Source organism: Rhodobacter calidifons (assembly GCF_011174775.1).
Lineage (GTDB): Bacteria > Pseudomonadota > Alphaproteobacteria > Rhodobacterales > Rhodobacteraceae > Tabrizicola > Tabrizicola calidifons.
This window is the reverse complement of sequence record NZ_JAANHS010000010.1, coordinates 52,940-69,541: the sequence shown is the minus strand read 5'-3', so window position 1 is coordinate 69,541 and position 16,602 is coordinate 52,940. Positions and strand designations below refer to the sequence as shown.

General features: G+C 68.5%; 16 protein-coding genes. 13 read left to right on the top strand and 3 right to left on the bottom strand.

Annotated elements, in window-relative coordinates:
• The gene (locus G8O29_RS13360; protein ID WP_166403726.1) at window positions 1-288 is read right to left on the bottom strand and encodes a hypothetical protein; all 288 of its coding nucleotides are present in this window, start codon (window positions 286-288) and stop codon (window positions 1-3) included.
• A 113-nt stretch (window positions 289-401) separates the two neighbouring features.
• On the bottom strand, window positions 402-860 hold the full coding sequence (locus tag G8O29_RS13355) for a GatB/YqeY domain-containing protein (protein ID WP_166403725.1): 459 nt from the start codon (window positions 858-860) through the stop codon (window positions 402-404).
• Between the two features lie 182 nt (window positions 861-1,042).
• On the opposite strand from G8O29_RS13355, the gene carA reads away from it, so the two are divergent.
• The 12 genes from carA (at window position 1,043) to lexA (ending at window position 12,966) form a co-directional block, all read left to right on the top strand.
• The gene (gene carA / locus G8O29_RS13350; RefSeq protein ID WP_166403724.1) at window positions 1,043-2,194 is read left to right on the top strand and encodes a glutamine-hydrolyzing carbamoyl-phosphate synthase small subunit; all 1,152 of its coding nucleotides are present in this window, start codon (window positions 1,043-1,045) and stop codon (window positions 2,192-2,194) included.
• Between the two features lie 62 nt (window positions 2,195-2,256).
• Window positions 2,257-4,149 carry a glycosyltransferase gene (locus G8O29_RS13345; protein WP_166403723.1) on the top strand — a complete coding sequence of 631 codons (1,893 nt, stop codon included), beginning with the start codon at window positions 2,257-2,259 and terminating at the stop codon, window positions 4,147-4,149.
• 188 nt (window positions 4,150-4,337) lie between these two features.
• Complete coding sequence (locus G8O29_RS13340; protein WP_166403722.1) at window positions 4,338-4,889, top strand: helix-turn-helix domain-containing protein; 552 nt, start codon at window positions 4,338-4,340, stop codon at window positions 4,887-4,889.
• A gap of 85 nt (window positions 4,890-4,974) precedes the next feature.
• Window positions 4,975-6,165 carry a glycine C-acetyltransferase gene (locus tag G8O29_RS13335; protein WP_166403721.1) on the top strand — a complete coding sequence of 397 codons (1,191 nt, stop codon included), beginning with the start codon at window positions 4,975-4,977 and terminating at the stop codon, window positions 6,163-6,165.
• A gap of 44 nt (window positions 6,166-6,209) precedes the next feature.
• A complete protein-coding gene (gene tdh / locus G8O29_RS13330) occupies window positions 6,210-7,235 on the top strand; it encodes an L-threonine 3-dehydrogenase (protein WP_166403720.1) in 1,026 nt (341 codons plus the stop codon).
• A 269-nt stretch (window positions 7,236-7,504) separates the two neighbouring features.
• A complete protein-coding gene (locus tag G8O29_RS13325) occupies window positions 7,505-7,870 on the top strand; it encodes a phosphomannose isomerase type II C-terminal cupin domain (RefSeq protein WP_166403719.1) in 366 nt (121 codons plus the stop codon).
• 267 nt (window positions 7,871-8,137) lie between these two features.
• The gene (locus G8O29_RS13320) at window positions 8,138-8,725 is read left to right on the top strand and encodes an anthranilate synthase component II (RefSeq protein ID WP_166403718.1); all 588 of its coding nucleotides are present in this window, start codon (window positions 8,138-8,140) and stop codon (window positions 8,723-8,725) included.
• Complete coding sequence (gene trpD, locus G8O29_RS13315) at window positions 8,722-9,735, top strand: anthranilate phosphoribosyltransferase (protein WP_166403717.1); 1,014 nt, start codon at window positions 8,722-8,724, stop codon at window positions 9,733-9,735. The genes G8O29_RS13320 and trpD overlap by 4 nt, the downstream gene beginning before the upstream one ends.
• A gap of 10 nt (window positions 9,736-9,745) precedes the next feature.
• The gene (gene trpC, locus G8O29_RS13310) at window positions 9,746-10,558 is read left to right on the top strand and encodes an indole-3-glycerol phosphate synthase TrpC (RefSeq protein ID WP_166403716.1); all 813 of its coding nucleotides are present in this window, start codon (window positions 9,746-9,748) and stop codon (window positions 10,556-10,558) included.
• Entirely contained in the window at window positions 10,555-11,031 is a 477-nt protein-coding gene (moaC, locus tag G8O29_RS13305) for a cyclic pyranopterin monophosphate synthase MoaC (RefSeq protein ID WP_166403715.1), read from the top strand. The genes trpC and moaC overlap by 4 nt, the downstream gene beginning before the upstream one ends.
• On the top strand, window positions 11,031-12,200 hold the full coding sequence (locus tag G8O29_RS13300; RefSeq protein WP_166403777.1) for a molybdopterin molybdotransferase MoeA: 1,170 nt from the start codon (window positions 11,031-11,033) through the stop codon (window positions 12,198-12,200). The genes moaC and G8O29_RS13300 overlap by 1 nt, the downstream gene beginning before the upstream one ends.
• A 79-nt stretch (window positions 12,201-12,279) precedes the next feature.
• Window positions 12,280-12,966, top strand: coding sequence for a transcriptional repressor LexA (gene lexA / locus G8O29_RS13295; RefSeq protein ID WP_166403714.1), 687 nt, complete (start codon window positions 12,280-12,282; stop codon window positions 12,964-12,966).
• Here lexA and G8O29_RS13290 read toward each other — a convergent pair whose 3' ends face one another.
• Window positions 12,967-15,090 carry a ComEC/Rec2 family competence protein gene (locus G8O29_RS13290; protein WP_367890179.1) on the bottom strand — a complete coding sequence of 708 codons (2,124 nt, stop codon included), beginning with the start codon at window positions 15,088-15,090 and terminating at the stop codon, window positions 12,967-12,969. It abuts the gene before it with no gap.
• Between the two features lie 65 nt (window positions 15,091-15,155).
• Between G8O29_RS13290 and gltX the strand changes: the two genes are divergently transcribed.
• Window positions 15,156-16,556, top strand: coding sequence for a glutamate--tRNA ligase (gltX, locus tag G8O29_RS13285; RefSeq protein ID WP_166403713.1), 1,401 nt, complete (start codon window positions 15,156-15,158; stop codon window positions 16,554-16,556).
• Window positions 16,557-16,602 lie beyond the last annotated feature (46 nt).

Below are 16,602 nucleotides of genomic sequence, written 5' to 3'. Positions count from 1 at the left end.
TCATGGCTTGGTGTCCACGGAAAGCTCGACCACCCCGGCGACCAGGAGCGCCACGAACATGACGAAGATCGACAAGGCCGCCGCCGTGGCGGGGGTGCCGGCCTTGGCAAAGGCTTCCGCAAGTTTCGCCAGGTCCGGGAAGTCGGTTCCGGCGGCCTCGAACGTGGCGCCGCCGCCCGCCGCTGCTGCGACGCGCGCCAGCCTGTAGGCCCACCATGCACTCAGCACGAAGACAACAAAGCTGGCAACACTCAGACCGAGAGTCGCCGTGAAAAGCCAGGAAATCATGTCAAATCCTCCTGAAAATCGGTGAGACAATGAAAAGGGCGCAGCGAAACCGCCGCGCCTTTCATTCCGCCAGAAGTCGCAATCTGGATCAAGCCTGACTCGGGCGCCCCGCGCTACCCCAGCCGCGCCTTGACCAGCGCACCCACCGCGCCGAAATCCATCTGCCCGGTGTATTTCGCCTTCAGCGCCGCCATCACCTTGCCCACATCGCGGATGCTGGTTGCCCCGGTCTCGGCCACCGCCGCCTCGACCGCCGCCGCGATCTCGCCCTCATCCATCTGACGCGGCAGGAACTCCTGGATCACGGCGATTTCGGCCAGTTCCTTCTCCGCCAGTTCCAGCCGCCCGCCCTCTTCATAGGCGCGCGCCGATTCCTGGCGCTGCTTCACCATCTTGCCCATGATCTGAAGGATCTCGGCCTCGCCCACCTCGCCCGCATCGGATTCACCCCGGATGGCGATCTCGCGGTCCTTGATGGCGGCATTGATCAGGCGCAGGGTGGACAGGCGGTCCGCTTCCTTTGCCTTCATGGCCTCTTTCAGGGCCGTCTGCAGACGGTCGCGCAACAGCATGGTTCGGTCTTTCCGGTCGTTTCCCCAGGTCCTGGACCATACCCCGAACCCGGCCCGACCGCAACCTCAGGCAATTTTGCCAAGCCACTGAATCTGCTGCTTTTTCCTTTTTGCTTCGACCCTTGACCCCGCCCGCTGCACCCCTTAGTTTCCGCGCAATTTGCCAAAAGGGAGAGTCTTCCATGCCCGCGCCGCGCGATGCTACCGCCTGCCTGGCCCTGGCCGATGGGACGATCTTCTACGGCAAGGGCTTCGGCGCCACCGGCGAGACGGTCGCCGAACTGGTCTTCAACACCGCGATGACCGGCTACCAGGAGATCATGACCGACCCCTCCTATGCCGGCCAGGTCGTGACCTTCACCTTCCCCCATATCGGCAATACCGGCGTGACCGCCGAGGATGACGAGACCGCCACCCCCGCCGCCGCCGGGATGGTGGTGAAATGGGACCCGACCGAGCCGTCGAACTGGCGCGCCACGGGGGAACTGACCCAATGGCTGTCGAAGGTCGGCCGCATCGGGATCGGCGGGATCGACACCCGGCGTCTGACCCGCGCGATCCGCCAGCAGGGCGCGCCGCATGTGACACTCGCCCATGACCCCGAAGGCCGTTTCGACATCGAGAAACTGGTGGCCCGCGCCCGCGCCTGGAAGGGGCTGGTGGGCCTCGACCTGGCAAGGGACGTGACCTGCGCGCAATCCTACCGCTGGGACGAGAAGCGCTGGGCCTGGCCGCAGGGCTATACCCGCCGCGAAGGCCCCGGCCTGCGCGTCGTGGCGGTCGATTACGGCGCCAAGCGCAACATCCTGCGCTGCCTCGCCTCGGTCGGCTGCGAGGTCACCGTCCTGCCCGCCACCGCCACCGCCGAAGAGGTGCTGGCCCTGAACCCCGAAGGCGTGTTCCTGTCGAACGGCCCCGGCGACCCGGCGGCCACGGGCGAATATGCCGTGCCGATGATCCGGGGCGTCCTTGACCGCGACCTGCCCCTGTTCGGCATCTGCCTTGGCCACCAGATGCTGGCGCTGGCCCTTGGCGCGAAGACCCGCAAGATGAACCACGGCCACCACGGCGCGAACCATCCGGTGAAGGACCTGACCACCGGCAAGGTCGAGATCACCTCGATGAACCACGGCTTCACCGTCGATGCCGACACCCTGCCGAAGGGGGTGAAGGAAACGCATGTTTCCCTCTTCGACGGCACGAACTGCGGCATCGCGGTCGAGGGCAAGCCGGTCTATTCCGTCCAGTATCACCCCGAGGCCTCGCCCGGCCCGCAGGACAGCTTCTACCTGTTCGAACGCTTCGCCGACGCGATGAAGGCGCGCCGCGCCTGAAAGCATTAACCGCCTGTTAACCCCGCGCGCGCAAGCTGACCTGCGGAACAGGGGGAACGGGCATGGGTGCCGCCGAACGGATCACGGTCTTGCAGCCTGACGCGGCACCTGCCGCGCAGCGCCCCGCGCGCCGCACCTTCGCCGTCGGTGCCTCTCTCCTGCGCGAAGGCGTTGTCGCCCCGGACGAGATGGTCGCCGCCCTGTCGCACCGGGGGCGACAGGCCGGTCGCCTGCCCGATGTGCTGCGCGCCCGGGGTCTGGTCGTCGAACGCGACCTCCTCGGCGTCGATGCCCGCAATCACGGCATCCGGGTCGTCGATCTGGACAGCGCGCTGCCCGATCCCCGGCTGATCGACGCGGTCGGCGTGCAGGATTGCCTGCGCCACGGTCTTGTCCCCTGGCAGCGCGTCGGCGATGTGACCATCGTCGCCACCTCCCGACCCGAGGAGTTTCGCCGCCTCCGTCCCATGCTCGAGGCGCGGCTCGGTCCCGTCGCGGCCGGCATCGCCTCGTCCCGGGCGATCCTGGCCGCGATCCATGCCCGGCGCGGCGACCAGCTGGCCCGCGCCGCCGAAACCCGGGTGCCAGAGGCCGAAAGCTGCCGGTCCTGGCCCCGGCTGCACCGCTCGCCGCGCGCGATGGCCTGCCTTGGCGTGATCCTTGCCAGCCTTGCGCTGGCGCCTCTCGCCAGCGGCCTTGCCGCCCTGGCCTTCGCCGTCTTTTCGCTGGCCTGCCTGACCGTGCTGAAGATCGCCGCCACCCTGGCAACCCTGCGGGCCCCCGACCGGGCGGCCGAGCCTGTCAGCGACGCGATCCCGCCGGTCGTGTCGATCATCGTGGCGCTCTACCGCGAAGGTGACATCGCGCCCCGGCTGGTGCGCCGGCTTGCGCGGCTGGACTATCCTGTCGAACGTCTGGACGTGATCCTCGCGGTCGAGGCCGAGGATTCCGTCACGCTCGATGCGCTGGCCCGGGCGGAACTGCCGCCCTGGATGCGGGTCGTGATCGTGCCCGAAGGCCAGGTCAAGACCAAGCCGCGCGCGCTGAACCATGCGCTCGACCATGCGCGCGGGGCGATCATCGGGGTCTACGACGCCGAGGATGCGCCCGAACCCGACCAGCTGCGCAAGGTCGTGGCCCGGTTCCAGCGCTCCGGTCCCGATGTCGCCTGCCTTCAGGGGATGCTCGACTATTACAATCCCCGCACCAACTGGCTGTCGCGCTGTTTCACCATCGAATATGCCGGCTGGTTCCGCCTGCTGCTGCCGGGCCTCGCGCGGCTTGGCCTGGTCGTGCCGCTGGGCGGCACCACGCTGTTCTTCCGCCGCGACGTGCTGGACAGTCTCGGCGCCTGGGACGCCCACAACGTGACCGAGGACGCCGATCTCGGCATCCGCCTCGCCCGGCATGGCTACCGGACCGAGCTGATCGAGACGGTGACGATGGAAGAGGCGAACTGCCGGCCCCTGCCCTGGATCAAGCAGCGCTCGCGCTGGATCAAGGGCTACATGATGACCTGGGTCGTGCACATGCGCACGCCCCGGCAGCTGTGGCGGCAACTCGGACCGCGCGGATTTCTGGGCTTTCAGGTCCTGTTCCTGGGCACCATCGCGCAGTTCCTTCTGGCTCCGCTGTTGTGGAGCTTCATGATCCTGACCTTCGGCCTTCCGCACCCGATTGCGGCCGCCCTGCCCGCCGCCGCGATCTGGGCCATTGTCGGGATCTTCCTCCTGTCCGAGGCAACCAATATCCTGGTCGGCGCGCTTGGCCTGGGTCGCACCTCCCACGGGCTCAGCCTGCTCTGGGTGCTGACGCTGAAGCTCTACCATCCGCTGGCTTCGCTTGCCGCCTACAAGGGCCTGCTGGAACTGGCCACCCGGCCCTTCTACTGGGACAAGACCACGCATGGCCTTTTTGACCATGCGGTCGGCAGCCGGCAGGTCGGGGCATTGTGAAGGGCGTAGATCGGGGGCGTAGATCGGGGGATCTGGCACCACAGGCCGCGGCCCCGGGGCGCGGCGATGGCGATACGCGTGATGCGGCATGCGCGGCTCCGACATCCGCGGGGCCAGAAACCGGCCGCGCCGCGCGATGCGCGACGCCGCGGATTGACGCCTCCGCCCTTCCGTTCCACGGTGGTTGCATGGCCGACCGTTCCGACATCCACGACCGCCTCGCCGCCTCCCTCCGCGCCGCCCGCAAGGCACGCGGCCTGTCCCTTGAAGCCGCCGCGAAACTCTCCGGCGTCTCCCGTTCCATGGTCAGCCAGATCGAACGCGGCGAATCCTCGCCCACCGTCGCCACCCTCTGGGCCCTGACCCGGGCGCTGCAACTCGACTTCGCCGGCCTTCTCGAAGGCCGCCCCGCCCCCGGCATCGAGGTCATCCGCGCCGCCCAGGCCCCGGTGATCCAGCGCAGCGGCGTGACGATCCGCATCCTCTCCGCCCCCGAATCCGTCGGCCACCACGAGGTCTACGAACTCGCCTTCGCCAGGGACGCCCGTCTCACCTCCGACCCCCATTCCCCCGGCTGCCGCGAGCATCTGACCGTGCTGGAAGGCTGCCTCACCGTCACCTCCGGCGATGCCACCGACCACCTGCAACCCGGAGACGTCGCCCGCTATCCCGCCGACCGCCCGCACGAGATCGCCGCCGAAAGCCCCGCCCGCGCGATCCTCATCGTCCAGGACAGCTGAATTCCACCATGGCGGACAACCATCCGTCAAATTGACACACCCTCGACGATCTGCCATTTTCCGCCAAACCGGAAAGGGTTCTACTATGACGGATTCGAGCTTCCTCGACCACATCACCGCCACCCTCGCCCGGATCGAGGCCGACGGGCTGACGAAACGCGAACGGCTGATCGAGGGCGCCCAAGGCGCGCATGTGCGGATGGCCGGGCGCGACATGCTGAACCTCTGCGCCAACAACTACCTCGGTCTGGCCTCCGATCCCCGCCTGATCGCCGCCGCGAAACAGGCGATGGACGACCACGGCTTCGGCATGGCCTCGGTCCGCTTCATCTGCGGCACGCAGGACCTGCACCGCCGCCTCGAAACCCGCCTCGCCCGCTACCTGAACCACGACGACACGATCCTCTTCGCCGCCTGCTTCGACGCCAACGGCGGCCTGTTCGAGCCTCTCCTCGGCCCCGAAGACGCGGTGATCTCCGACGCCCTCAACCACGCCTCGATCATCGACGGCATCCGCCTGTGCAAGGCGAAACGCTACCGCTACGCCAACAACGACATGGCCGACCTCGAAGCCCAGCTGAAGGCCGCCAGGGCCGACAACGCCCGCTTCCTCCTGATCGCCACCGACGGCGTCTTCTCGATGGACGGCACCTACGCCAACCTCCCCGAAATCCGCGCCCTCGCCGACCGATACGGCGCGCTGGTGATGGTCGACGACTGCCACGCCACCGGCTTCACCGGACCCAATGGCGCAGGCACCCCCGCCCGCGCCGGAGTAAGAGTCGACATCCTCACCGGCACCCTCGGCAAGGCCCTCGGCGGCGCGCTCGGCGGCTACATCGCCGGCCCCCAGCCCGTGATCGACCTTCTGCGCCAGCGTGCGCGACCCTACCTGTTCTCAAACGCCCTCCCCCCCGCCGTCGTCGGCGCCGCCCTTGCCGCCCTCGACATCGTGGAAGGGGCCGACGACCTCCGCGCCCGCCTCGCCGAGAACGCCCGATACTGGCGCGCGGGCCTCACCAAGGCAGGCTTCACCCTCCTGCCCGGCGACCACCCGATCATCCCGGTGATGCTCGGCGACGCGAAACTCGCGCAGGCCATGGCCGCCGACCTTGCCACCCGCGGCGTCCATGTCGCCCCCTTCTTCTTCCCCGTCGTCCCCAGGGGCCAGGCCCGCATCCGCACCCAGATGAACGCCGCCCTCACCCGCGCCGACCTCGACTTCGCGCTGGACGCCTTCACCGCCGCCGGCAAAGCCACCGGAGTCCTGCAATGACCCGCCCCAACGAAATGCCCGCGCGCGGACAGCGCGCAAACGAAATGACCGTCCTCGCCAAATCCAAACCCGAGCCCGGCCTCTGGATGGAAACCCGTCCGATCCCCGAGATCGGCCCCGACGATGTGCTCATCAGGATCCACAAGACCGGCATCTGCGGAACCGACATCCACATCTGGAACTGGGACGACTGGGCGCAGAAGACCGTTCCCGTGCCCCTTGTCACCGGCCACGAATTCGCAGGCATCATCGTCGACAAGGGCCGCAACGTCGAAGGGCTGGAGATCGGCCAACGCTGCTCGGGCGAAGGCCACCTGATCGGCAAGACCTCGCGCCAAAGCCGGTCGGGCCGCTTCCACCTCGACCCCGAAACCCGCGGCATCGGCGTGAACGAGCCCGGCGCCTTCGCCCAATACCTGCGGCTCCCCGCCTTCAACGTCGTCCCCCTGCCCGACGCCATCGACGACGAGATCGGGGCGATTCTCGACCCCCTCGGCAACGCCGTCCACACCGCCCTGTCGTTCGACCTGATCGGCGAGGACGTGCTCATCACCGGCGCAGGCCCCATCGGCATCATGGCCGCCGCCGTCGCCCGCCATGTCGGCGCTCGCCATGTCGTCATCACCGACATCAACCAGGCGCGGCTCGACCTCGCGGCCCGGGTTGCCGACGTGGTCCCGGTGAACGTCGCCACCACCGAGCTGAAATCGGTCTATGCGGGCCTCCACATGACGCAGGGCTTCGACGTGGGGATGGAGATGTCGGGCAGCCAGGCCGCCCTCGACCAGATGGTCGAACACATGGTGATGGGCGGCCGCATCGCCATGCTGGGCATCCCGCCCGGCAAATCCCCCGTGGACTGGTCCCGCATCGTCTTCAAGGCCATCACCATCAAGGGCGTCTACGGGCGCGAGATCTTCGAGACCTGGTACAAGATGATCGCCATGCTGGAAAACGGCCTCGACATCCGCCGCGTCATCACTCACCGCTTCAAGGTGGCCGAGTTCGAACAAGGCTTTGCCGCCATGCGCTCCGGCCTGTCCGGCAAGGTCGTGCTCGACTGGACCTGACCTCCCGCGCCAGCCAAGCCCTTTCATCTGTCCCCAAATATCCCCGCCGGAGGCAGCGACGCCTCCCCACGCACCCCGGCTGCGCACGGAAGACCGCCAGCACCACAAGCGCCTCCCCTCCCCCTCTGTGGGGAGGGGATGGGGGGGGGGGGCCTCGGCCGGGCCGCCCGCGCAAAACCCCCGAAATGCCCCGAAATGGCCGCGCGTCGTTAACCCCCCGCTAACCATTTCCCGAGGAGTCTCGGGGGGCATCAGACGGGGGCAGCACGATGGACGGAACCGATCACGCAGTTTTTGCCGAGGCTCGGGTGGCCTTTGCGCCCGCTGATCCGCTCCCCAAGGGCCCCGTCCTCGCCGAAGGCCGCCGCTTCCGCGTCCGCGCGCTGACCTTGCAGCCCGGTCAGGCGACCGCGCTGCAATCGCATCTCCACCGCTCGGAACACTGGGTCGTGGTCGAAGGCACCGCCGAAGTGACCACGGGCATCCGGTCCCGTCTTGTGGGCGAGGGCGAGGCGGTCCTGATCCCCCTCGGCCAGCCGCACCGGATCGAGAACCCCGGCCGCCTGCCCGTCACCCTGATCGCGGTCGAAACCGGCCACTACCTCGGCGACGACGACGCGGTGCGCCACGACTGACGCCTCCTTCCTTTCTCCGGTCATTCGCCGGACCCCCAGAGAAGAGCGACCGACGGGAGCGATGAGCAGACGCGCCCCAGAGAAGAGCGACCGAAGGACGCGATGAGCCGAGTCCAAAGGTAAAGCCAAAGTAAACGCCCACACCCAACCCCTTGATTTCCAAAGCCTCGAAAACCGCGCCACGCGCGGCGCACCCCTCCCCAAGCCCGGTTTACACGGCCCCCCGCATCGGCGATAACCAGCCCGTAGCCCTGCGGGACCCGACCTATGCTCCTCCTGATCGACAACTACGACAGCTTCACCTGGAACCTCGTCCACTACCTGGGCGAACTGGGGGCCGAAGTGGTCGTGAAACGGAACGACGCCCTCCAAGTCCAGGACGTGATCGCCATGGCGCCGGAGGTCATCGTTCTCTCCCCCGGCCCCTGCGACCCCGCCGCCGCCGGGATCTGCCTGCCGCTCACGAAAGCCGCCGCAACGGCGGGCATCCCCCTCCTCGGCGTCTGCCTCGGCCACCAGACGATCGGCGAGGCCTTCGGCGGCAAGGTCGTCCGCTGCCACGAGATCGTCCACGGCAAGATGGGCACCATCCACCATTCCGGCGAAGGCGTGTTCCGCGGCCTGCCCTCGCCCTTCCAGGCCACCCGCTACCACAGCCTTGTCGTCGACCGCGCCACGCTTCCGGCGGACCTCGAAATCACCGCCTGGCTGGAGGACGGCACGATCATGGGCCTGCGCCACCGCCAGCACCTGATCGAGGGCGTCCAGTTCCACCCCGAAAGCATCGCCTCCGAACACGGCCACCAGCTGCTGCGGAACTTTCTCGACGCGGCCAAAGCCAGGGTCCCGGCATGACCGACACCCTCAAGCCGCTGATCGGCATCGCCGCCACCCGCCCCCTGACGCGGCCCGAAGCCGAGGCCGCCTTCAACGCGCTCTTCGAGGGTGAGGGCACCCCCGCGCAGATGGGCGGCTTCCTGATGGCGCTGCGGACCCGGGGCGAGACGGTGGACGAATACGCCGCCGCCGCCAGCGTGATGCGGTCGAAATGCAACGCCGTGAAGGCCCCGCCGGGTGCCATGGACATCGTCGGCACCGGCGGCGACGGCAAGGGCACGCTGAACATCTCCACCGCCACCGCCTTCGTCGTCGCAGGCGCGGGCGTGACGGTCGCCAAGCACGGCAACCGCAATCTCTCTTCCAAGTCGGGCGCGGCGGATGCGCTGACCGAACTGGGCCTGAACGTGATGGTCGGCCCCGAGGTGGTCGAGAAATGCCTCGCCGAGGCCGGGATCGGCTTCATGATGGCGCCGATGCACCACCCCGCGATCCGCCATGTCATGCCGGTCCGGGCAGAACTTGGCACCCGCACGATCTTCAACATCCTCGGCCCCCTCACCAACCCCGCCGGGGTGAAGCGCCAGCTGACCGGCGCCTTCTCCGACGCCCTGATCCGCCCGATGGCCGAGACGCTGCTCGCGCTCGGGTCGGAGAAGGCCTGGCTCGTCCACGGCTCGGACGGCACCGACGAGATCACCATCTGCGGGGCGACCAGCGTCTCTGCCGTCGAAAACGGCGCGGTGCGCGATTTCACCGTCCACCCCGAGGACGCCGGGCTGCCCGCCCATCCGTTCGAGGCGATCCTTGGCGGCACGCCTGCGGAAAACGCCCAGGCCTTCCGCGCCCTTCTCGACGGCGCGCCCGGCGCCTACCGGGATGCGGTTCTCCTCAACGCCGCCGCCGCGCTGGTGGTGGCCGACCGCGCGGGAACCCTGACCGAAGGCGTCGCGTTGGCACGGGAGTCCATCGATTCCGGGGCCGCGAAGGCCAAGCTCGACGCGCTTTGCCGCCTGACGAACGCCTGAGAGGCCGCCCATGTCCACCATCCTCGACCGCATCAAGGCCTACAAGCTGGAGGAAGTGGCCAGGGCCAAGGCCGCCACCCCCCTGTCCGCGCTGGAAGCCGCCGCCCGCGGCGCCGCCAGCCCACGCGGCTTTGCCCGGGCGCTGCGGGATGCCGCCCACACCGGCTATGGCCTGATTGCCGAGATCAAGAAGGCCAGCCCCTCCAAGGGCCTGATCCGGGCGGATTTCGACCCTCCCGCCCTGGCCCGTGCCTACGAGGCCGGCGGCGCGACCTGCCTGTCCGTCCTGACCGATGCCCCGAGCTTTCAGGGCGCCGACGAATACCTGGTCGCCGCCCACGACGCGGTCGCCCTGCCCTGCCTGCGCAAGGATTTCCTGTATGACCCCTGGCAGGTCGTCCAGTCCCGCGCGCTGAACGCCGATTGCATCCTGCTCATCATGGCCTCGCTGGAAGATGGCCAGGCCGCCGAACTGGAAGCGGCGGCGCTGGACTGGGGCATGGATGTGCTGATCGAGGTCCACGACCAGGCCGAACTGGACCGGGCGGCGCTGCTGAAATCGCCGCTGATCGGCATCAACAACCGCAATCTGCACACCTTCGAGGTGACGCTCGACACCACGCGGCGGCTGGCCCGCCGGGTGCCCGAGGATCGGATGATCGTCGCCGAAAGCGGGCTTTACACGGCCGACGATCTGGCCGACCTCGCGCAATACGGCGCGCGCTGCTTCCTGATAGGAGAAAGTCTGATGCGGCAGGCGGACGTGGCCGCCGCCACCCGGGAGATCCTTTCGAAACCATTGACGGCACAGGGCGGGCTATGACCGGACTTTCCCATTTCGATGACCGGGGCCAGGCCCATATGGTCGATGTCTCGGGCAAGCCGGTGACCGACCGCGTCGCGGTGGCCGCAGGCGCGGTGCGGATGACGGCCGAAACGCTGGCGCTGATTACCGAAGGCCGGGCGAAGAAGGGCGACGTGTTGTCGGTGGCGCGGCTTGCCGGGATCATGGCGGCCAAGAAGACCGCGGACCTCATCCCGCTGTGCCATCCCCTGCCGATCACCAGGGTCGCGCTGAAGCTGACCGCCGACCCCGCCCTGCCCGGCGTCAGGATCGAGGCCACCGTCAAGACCTCGGGCCAGACCGGGGTGGAGATGGAGGCGCTGACGGCGGTCAGCGTCGCGGCCCTGACGGTTTATGACATGGTCAAGGCGGTCGAGAAGTCGATGGTGATCGAAGGGATCCGGCTGATCCTGAAAGACGGCGGAAAATCAGGCCGTTACGAGGCGGAATGATGATTTCGGTCGAAGAGGCGCTGGCCCGCTGCTTGGCCCTGGTGGCACCTCTGCCGCCCGAGACCGTGCCCCTCGCGGAAGCCGCAGGCCGCTGGATGTGTGTCCCCGCCGTGGCAACCCGCGACCAGCCGCCCTTCGCGGCCTCGGCGATGGACGGCTATGCGGTGTCGGGCAATCCGGCGCCCGACGACACGTTCCTGGTGATCGGCGAGGCCGGTGCGGGCCATGCCTTCGACGGGACGGTCGGGCCGGGGCAGGCGGTCCGCATCTTCACCGGCGCCCCGCTGCCCCGGGGTGCAAGCCGGGTCATCATCCAGGAGGATGTGGTCCGCGAGGGCGACCGGATCATCCTGCGGAAGGGGCTGGACAGCGCCACCCACATCCGCCCCCCGGGCCAGGATTTCCGCGCAGGCGACAGCCTTTCTCCCCGCCGCTTGCGCCCGAATGACCTTGCGCTTCTGGCGGCGATGAACATCCCCGCCGTGCAGGCCCGGCGCAAGCCGGTGGTCGCGCTGATTGCGACGGGGGACGAGCTGGTGATGCCGGGGGAAACTCCCGGCCCCGACCAGATCATCGCCTCGAACGGCTTTGCCCTGAAGGCGCTGGTCGAGGCCGAGGGCGGCGAGGCGCGGCTGCTGCCCATCGCGCGGGACAACGAGGCAGAGCTTCTGACCGTGCTGTCTCTGGCCGAGGGGGCAGACCTGATCGTCACCATCGGCGGGGCGTCGGTGGGCGACCATGACCTTGTGGGCAAGGTGGCGGGGCTGGAGCACAGCTTCTGGAAGCTGGCGCTGCGCCCCGGCAAGCCGCTGATGGCGGGGCGGCTGAACGGGGTCCCGATGCTGGGCCTGCCGGGCAATCCGGTCTCGGCCATCGTCTGCGGGCATCTGTTCCTTCTGCCCATGGTGCGCGCGATGCTGGGCGACCCCTCGCCCGCGCCGCAGCCCCGCAAGGGCCGGCTGACCGTGGACCTTCCCGCCAACGGCCCCCGCGCGCATTACATGCGGGCGCGGCTTGCCCCCGACGACGGGCTGCCCGGGATCGCGCCCTTCGACCGGCAGGACTCGGCCCTCCTGTCGATCCTCGGGCAGGCCGATGCGCTTCTGATCCGGCCGGTCGATGCCCCGCCCTGTCGCGCCGGAGACACGGTGCCCTACCTGCCGCTCTAGGGCGATGTGGATAAGTCTTGACACAAACCGGGAACACGGGCAGAACATTGTGTAAACGCATGATGTGGGAGTGGACCCCGTGCTGACACGCAAGCAGTTGGAACTTCTCGACTTCATCAAGACGCGGATGGACCGTGACGGGGTGCCGCCCTCCTTCGACGAGATGAAGGATGCCCTGGACCTGCGGTCGAAGTCCGGGATCCACCGGCTGATCACGGCGCTGGAGGAACGCGGCTTCATCCGCCGCCTCGCCCATCGCGCCCGGGCGCTGGAAATCGTGAAGCTGCCCGAGGCGATGGAAAAGCCGGGCTTCTCGCCCAAAGTGATCGAGGGCGACAGGGTCGATCCGCCGCGCGGCGCGATGCCGATCTCTGCGGTTCATGCGCTGGAACTGCCGGTGATGGGCCGCATCGCCGCCGGTGTGCCGATCGAGGCGATCTCCGAAGTCTCGCATCACGTCGCGGTGCCGGGGTCGATGCTGTCGGGCAAGGGGCAGCACTATGCCCTTGAAGTAAAAGGCGATTCCATGATCGAGGCCGGGATCAACGATGGCGACATCGTGGTGATCCGCGAACAGTCCACGGCCGAGAACGGCGATATCGTCGTGGCTCTGGTCGAGGACCACGAGGCCACGCTGAAGCGCTACCGCCGCCGCGGCAACATGATCGCGCTGGAAGCCGCCAACCCCGCCTACGAGACGCGGGTGTTCCCCGACCACCTTGTCAAGGTGCAGGGCCGCCTTGTCGGGCTGATCCGCAGCTACTGACTACTGACCCGCCAGGGCGACCTGCCTGACCGACAGGTCCGGCAGGTCCACCTCCCGCGACGGGGGCGACCACAGACGGTGCGCCCCCTTCGTGGTTTCGAACCGCAGGGTCGCACCGCTCTGCCACAGCGCAAGGGGGCCGGTCTGGGCCAGGGTCTGCTGGTCGATCAGCCGGCAACCGGGCGGCACCGCCTCCGCTTTTGCCGCAAGGATCACCAGGTCGGCCGAGCGGCAGACCTCGGCCAGCTTCGCCTCGGCCCCCTTGCCCGACAGAGACACCGCCCGAAGACCCGCCAAGTCGAACCACCGTTCGCCCTTCGGCCCCTCGAACCCGGGGCGCCTGGCCGCCACCTCCTGTGCGGCAAGGTCGCCGTCGTTCTGCAACCAGTTCTCGGCGGCGAAGCCCCCGCCCCTGGCCGCCGACAGCGCCCGCCCCTCTGGCCCGACCAGCCCCAGCAGCCGACCATCGCCCGAAATCAGCAGCGCCGGACGGTCCGCCGTCGCCCAAAGCGCGAAGGCCGCCAGCACCGGCAGGGCGCCGACCAGTTGCACCCGCCCCCGCCACAGGATCAGCCAGATCGCCCCCAGGGTGAACAGCGGCAGCACCCAGGGCCGCGGCGCCGGGATGGCGGTGACCGAGCCCTCCAGCCCGGCAACCCAGTGCGCCACGAAGAGAATCCAGCGCGCGCCCTGCTCCATGACCCAAAGCGGCAGGCCCTCCAGCCCCACGGGCGCCAGCAACGCGGCCGTCGCGCCAGCGGGCATCACCACCGCCCCCATCACCGGCCCCGTCAGAACATTGGCCAGAAAGCCATAGTCGGTGAAGCGGTTGAAATGCGCCGCCGCATAGGGCGCGGTGGACAAGCCGCCGATCAGCGAGGACAGGACCAGCGTGAACACCGGCATCAGCCAGCGTGGCAGCCGCTGGCGATAGATGCTGCCGTCCAGCGCGGCGAAGCCCACGATCAGCGCGATGGTGGCGGCAAAGGACATCTGGAAGCCGGGATCCAGCAGGCTTTCGGGTTTTGCCAGCAGCAGGATCATCCCGGCCACCGCCACCGACCGCAGGGTCAGCGCGCGACGGTCCAGCAGGATCGCGCCCAGAAACACCGAGATCATGATGAAGGCCCGTTCGGTCGCCACGTTCGCCCCCGACAAGAGCAGATAGAACAGCGCCACCCCCAGGCTGACCCAGGCCGCAACCTTCTTGGTGTTCACCCGCAGCGCGACAAAGGGCACCAGCGCCAGCCCATAGCGGAACAGCGCAAAGACGAAGCCGGTCAGGAAGGCCATGTTCATCCCGGAAATGGCCAGCAGGTGGGCAAGCGAGCTGTCTCGCAGCGCCCGGACCGTGTCCTCGGTGATCGCCGAGCGGTCTCCGGTCATCGCGCCGGCGGCGAAGGCTCCGGCCTGGCCGTCCATCCGCGCCAGCATCCCCTGCGTGAGCCAGCGGCGCAGCCGGTCGACGGGCAGCGCGCCGCCCGCGGGCTCTTCCAGCAGCAGGACCGGCGTGCGGGTATAGCCCACGGCGCCCAGCTGGTCGAAATAGGCCATGCGGCGGAAATCGAAGGCTCCGGGCTCGACCGGGCCATCGGGCGCGGCAAGGTTAGCGGTCAGGATCACCACCTGACCCGGCATCGGGGTCAGCCAGCCGCCGTCCTTCTGCAACGAGACGCGGACGCGGGCGGGGGTCTTGTCGGGGGCGACCTCGCGCAGCACGACCCGGTCCAGCGTCAGGCGCAGCGCGTCGGACTGTGAACGGTCGATCTCGACGATCCTTCCCTCGACCGGGCCATAGTAGCGGAAGGTCAGCATCGGCGCGTCCAGCGCATGTGCCCGCACACCGGCCGCGATCCAGCCTGCTGCAAGCGCCGCCACGCCCAGGCCAAGGGGCCGCGCAAGGTCGGACGCCAGCGCAAGCGCCACGCCCCCCGCCAGCGCCAGCGACGCCAGGACATAGCTTTCCGTCCCCGGCTCTTCGGGCACCGAGAACCAGACGCCGATGCCGCAGCCGATCAGCACGGGGATCCAGGGAAACAGCATCCCCCGCGCCGATTGCAGCGCCTCCAGCGGCCAGAGCAGCCCTCGCGTGATCCGCTCGACCGGCGCCACCTTGTTTCCCACCCCGCGATTGCCTAAACCCGGCGCAACCCTACGCCCCGCATGGTTTCCGAAAGGTTAATGCCGTCATGTCCAGCCCGGTCGTCACCCGCTTTGCGCCTTCGCCAACCGGCTATCTGCACATCGGCGGCGGGCGGACGGCGCTGTTCAACTGGCTTTACGCGCGCGGGCGTGGCGGCAAGTTCCTGCTGCGGATCGAGGATACCGACCGCGAACGATCGACCCCGGAGGCGACGGCGGCGATCCTGCGGGGCTTGACCTGGCTTGGTCTCGACTGGGATGGCGAGGTGGTCAGCCAGTTCGCCCGCCGCGACCGCCACGCCGAGGTCGCGCATGAGATGCTTGCGCGAGGAACGGCCTACAAGTGCTTTTCGACGCAAGAAGAAATCGCGGCCTTCCGCGCGGCGGAAGAGGCCGCCGGGCGCTATCCCGTCTTCCAGTCGCCCTGGCGCGATGCGGACCCCTCCACCCACCCCGACGCGCCCTACGTGATCCGGATGAAGGCCCCGCGCACCGGCGAGACGGTGATCGACGACAAGGTCCAGGGCCGCGTGGTCATCCGGAACGAGACGCTGGACGACATGATCGTCCTGCGCTCGGACGGGACGCCCGTCTACATGCTGGCCGTGGTGGTGGACGACCACGACATGGGCGTGACCCATGTGATCCGGGGCGACGACCACCTGAACAACGCCGCGCGCCAGCAGATGGTCTATGACGCGATGGGCTGGCAGGTGCCTACTTGGGCGCATATCCCGCTGATCCACGGGCCGGACGGCAAGAAACTGTCGAAACGCCACGGCGCCACGGGGGTCGAGGAATATCAGGCCATGGGCTACCCGGCGGCGGGGATGCGCAATTACCTGACGCGGCTCGGCTGGGCGCATGGCGATGCCGAGATCTTCACCTCGGAAGAGGCGATGAAGATGTTCGACCTGTCCGGGATCGGCCGCGCCCCGGCCCGGCTCGACTTCAAGAAGCTGGAGAACACCTGCGGCCACCATATGGCCATGGCCGATGATGCCGCACTGCTGCATGAATTGCAGGGCTACCTCGCCGCCGCGGGCCGTCCTGCGCTGACCGAAACGCAGGAGGCGCTGATGAAACGTGCGCTGCCGTTCCTGAAGTCGTCTGCGAAGACATTCCCGGAACTGCTTGATAAGGCTACGTTCCTGATGGTCTCTCGCCCCATCGTCCCAGAGCCCAAGGCGGCAGAGGCGCTGGATACGGTATCCCGTGGTATACTGAAATCGTTGACGCCGCGTCTGCAAAATGCTAGCTGGACAAAGGAGGCGCTGGAGCCGATCCTGACCGGGATTGCCGCAGAAAACGGCATCGGTTTCGGCAAGCTCGCAGCGCCTCTGCGGGCCGCGCTTGCGGGTCGAACTGTTACACCATCGGTTTACGACATGATGCTGGTCATCGGTCGCGATGAAACCGTCGCAAGGCTGTCGGACGCAAGCCTCTGACTTGGCGCCCCTGCCTTGCAGCCACCCCAGCCGGGGTGCAGGATAG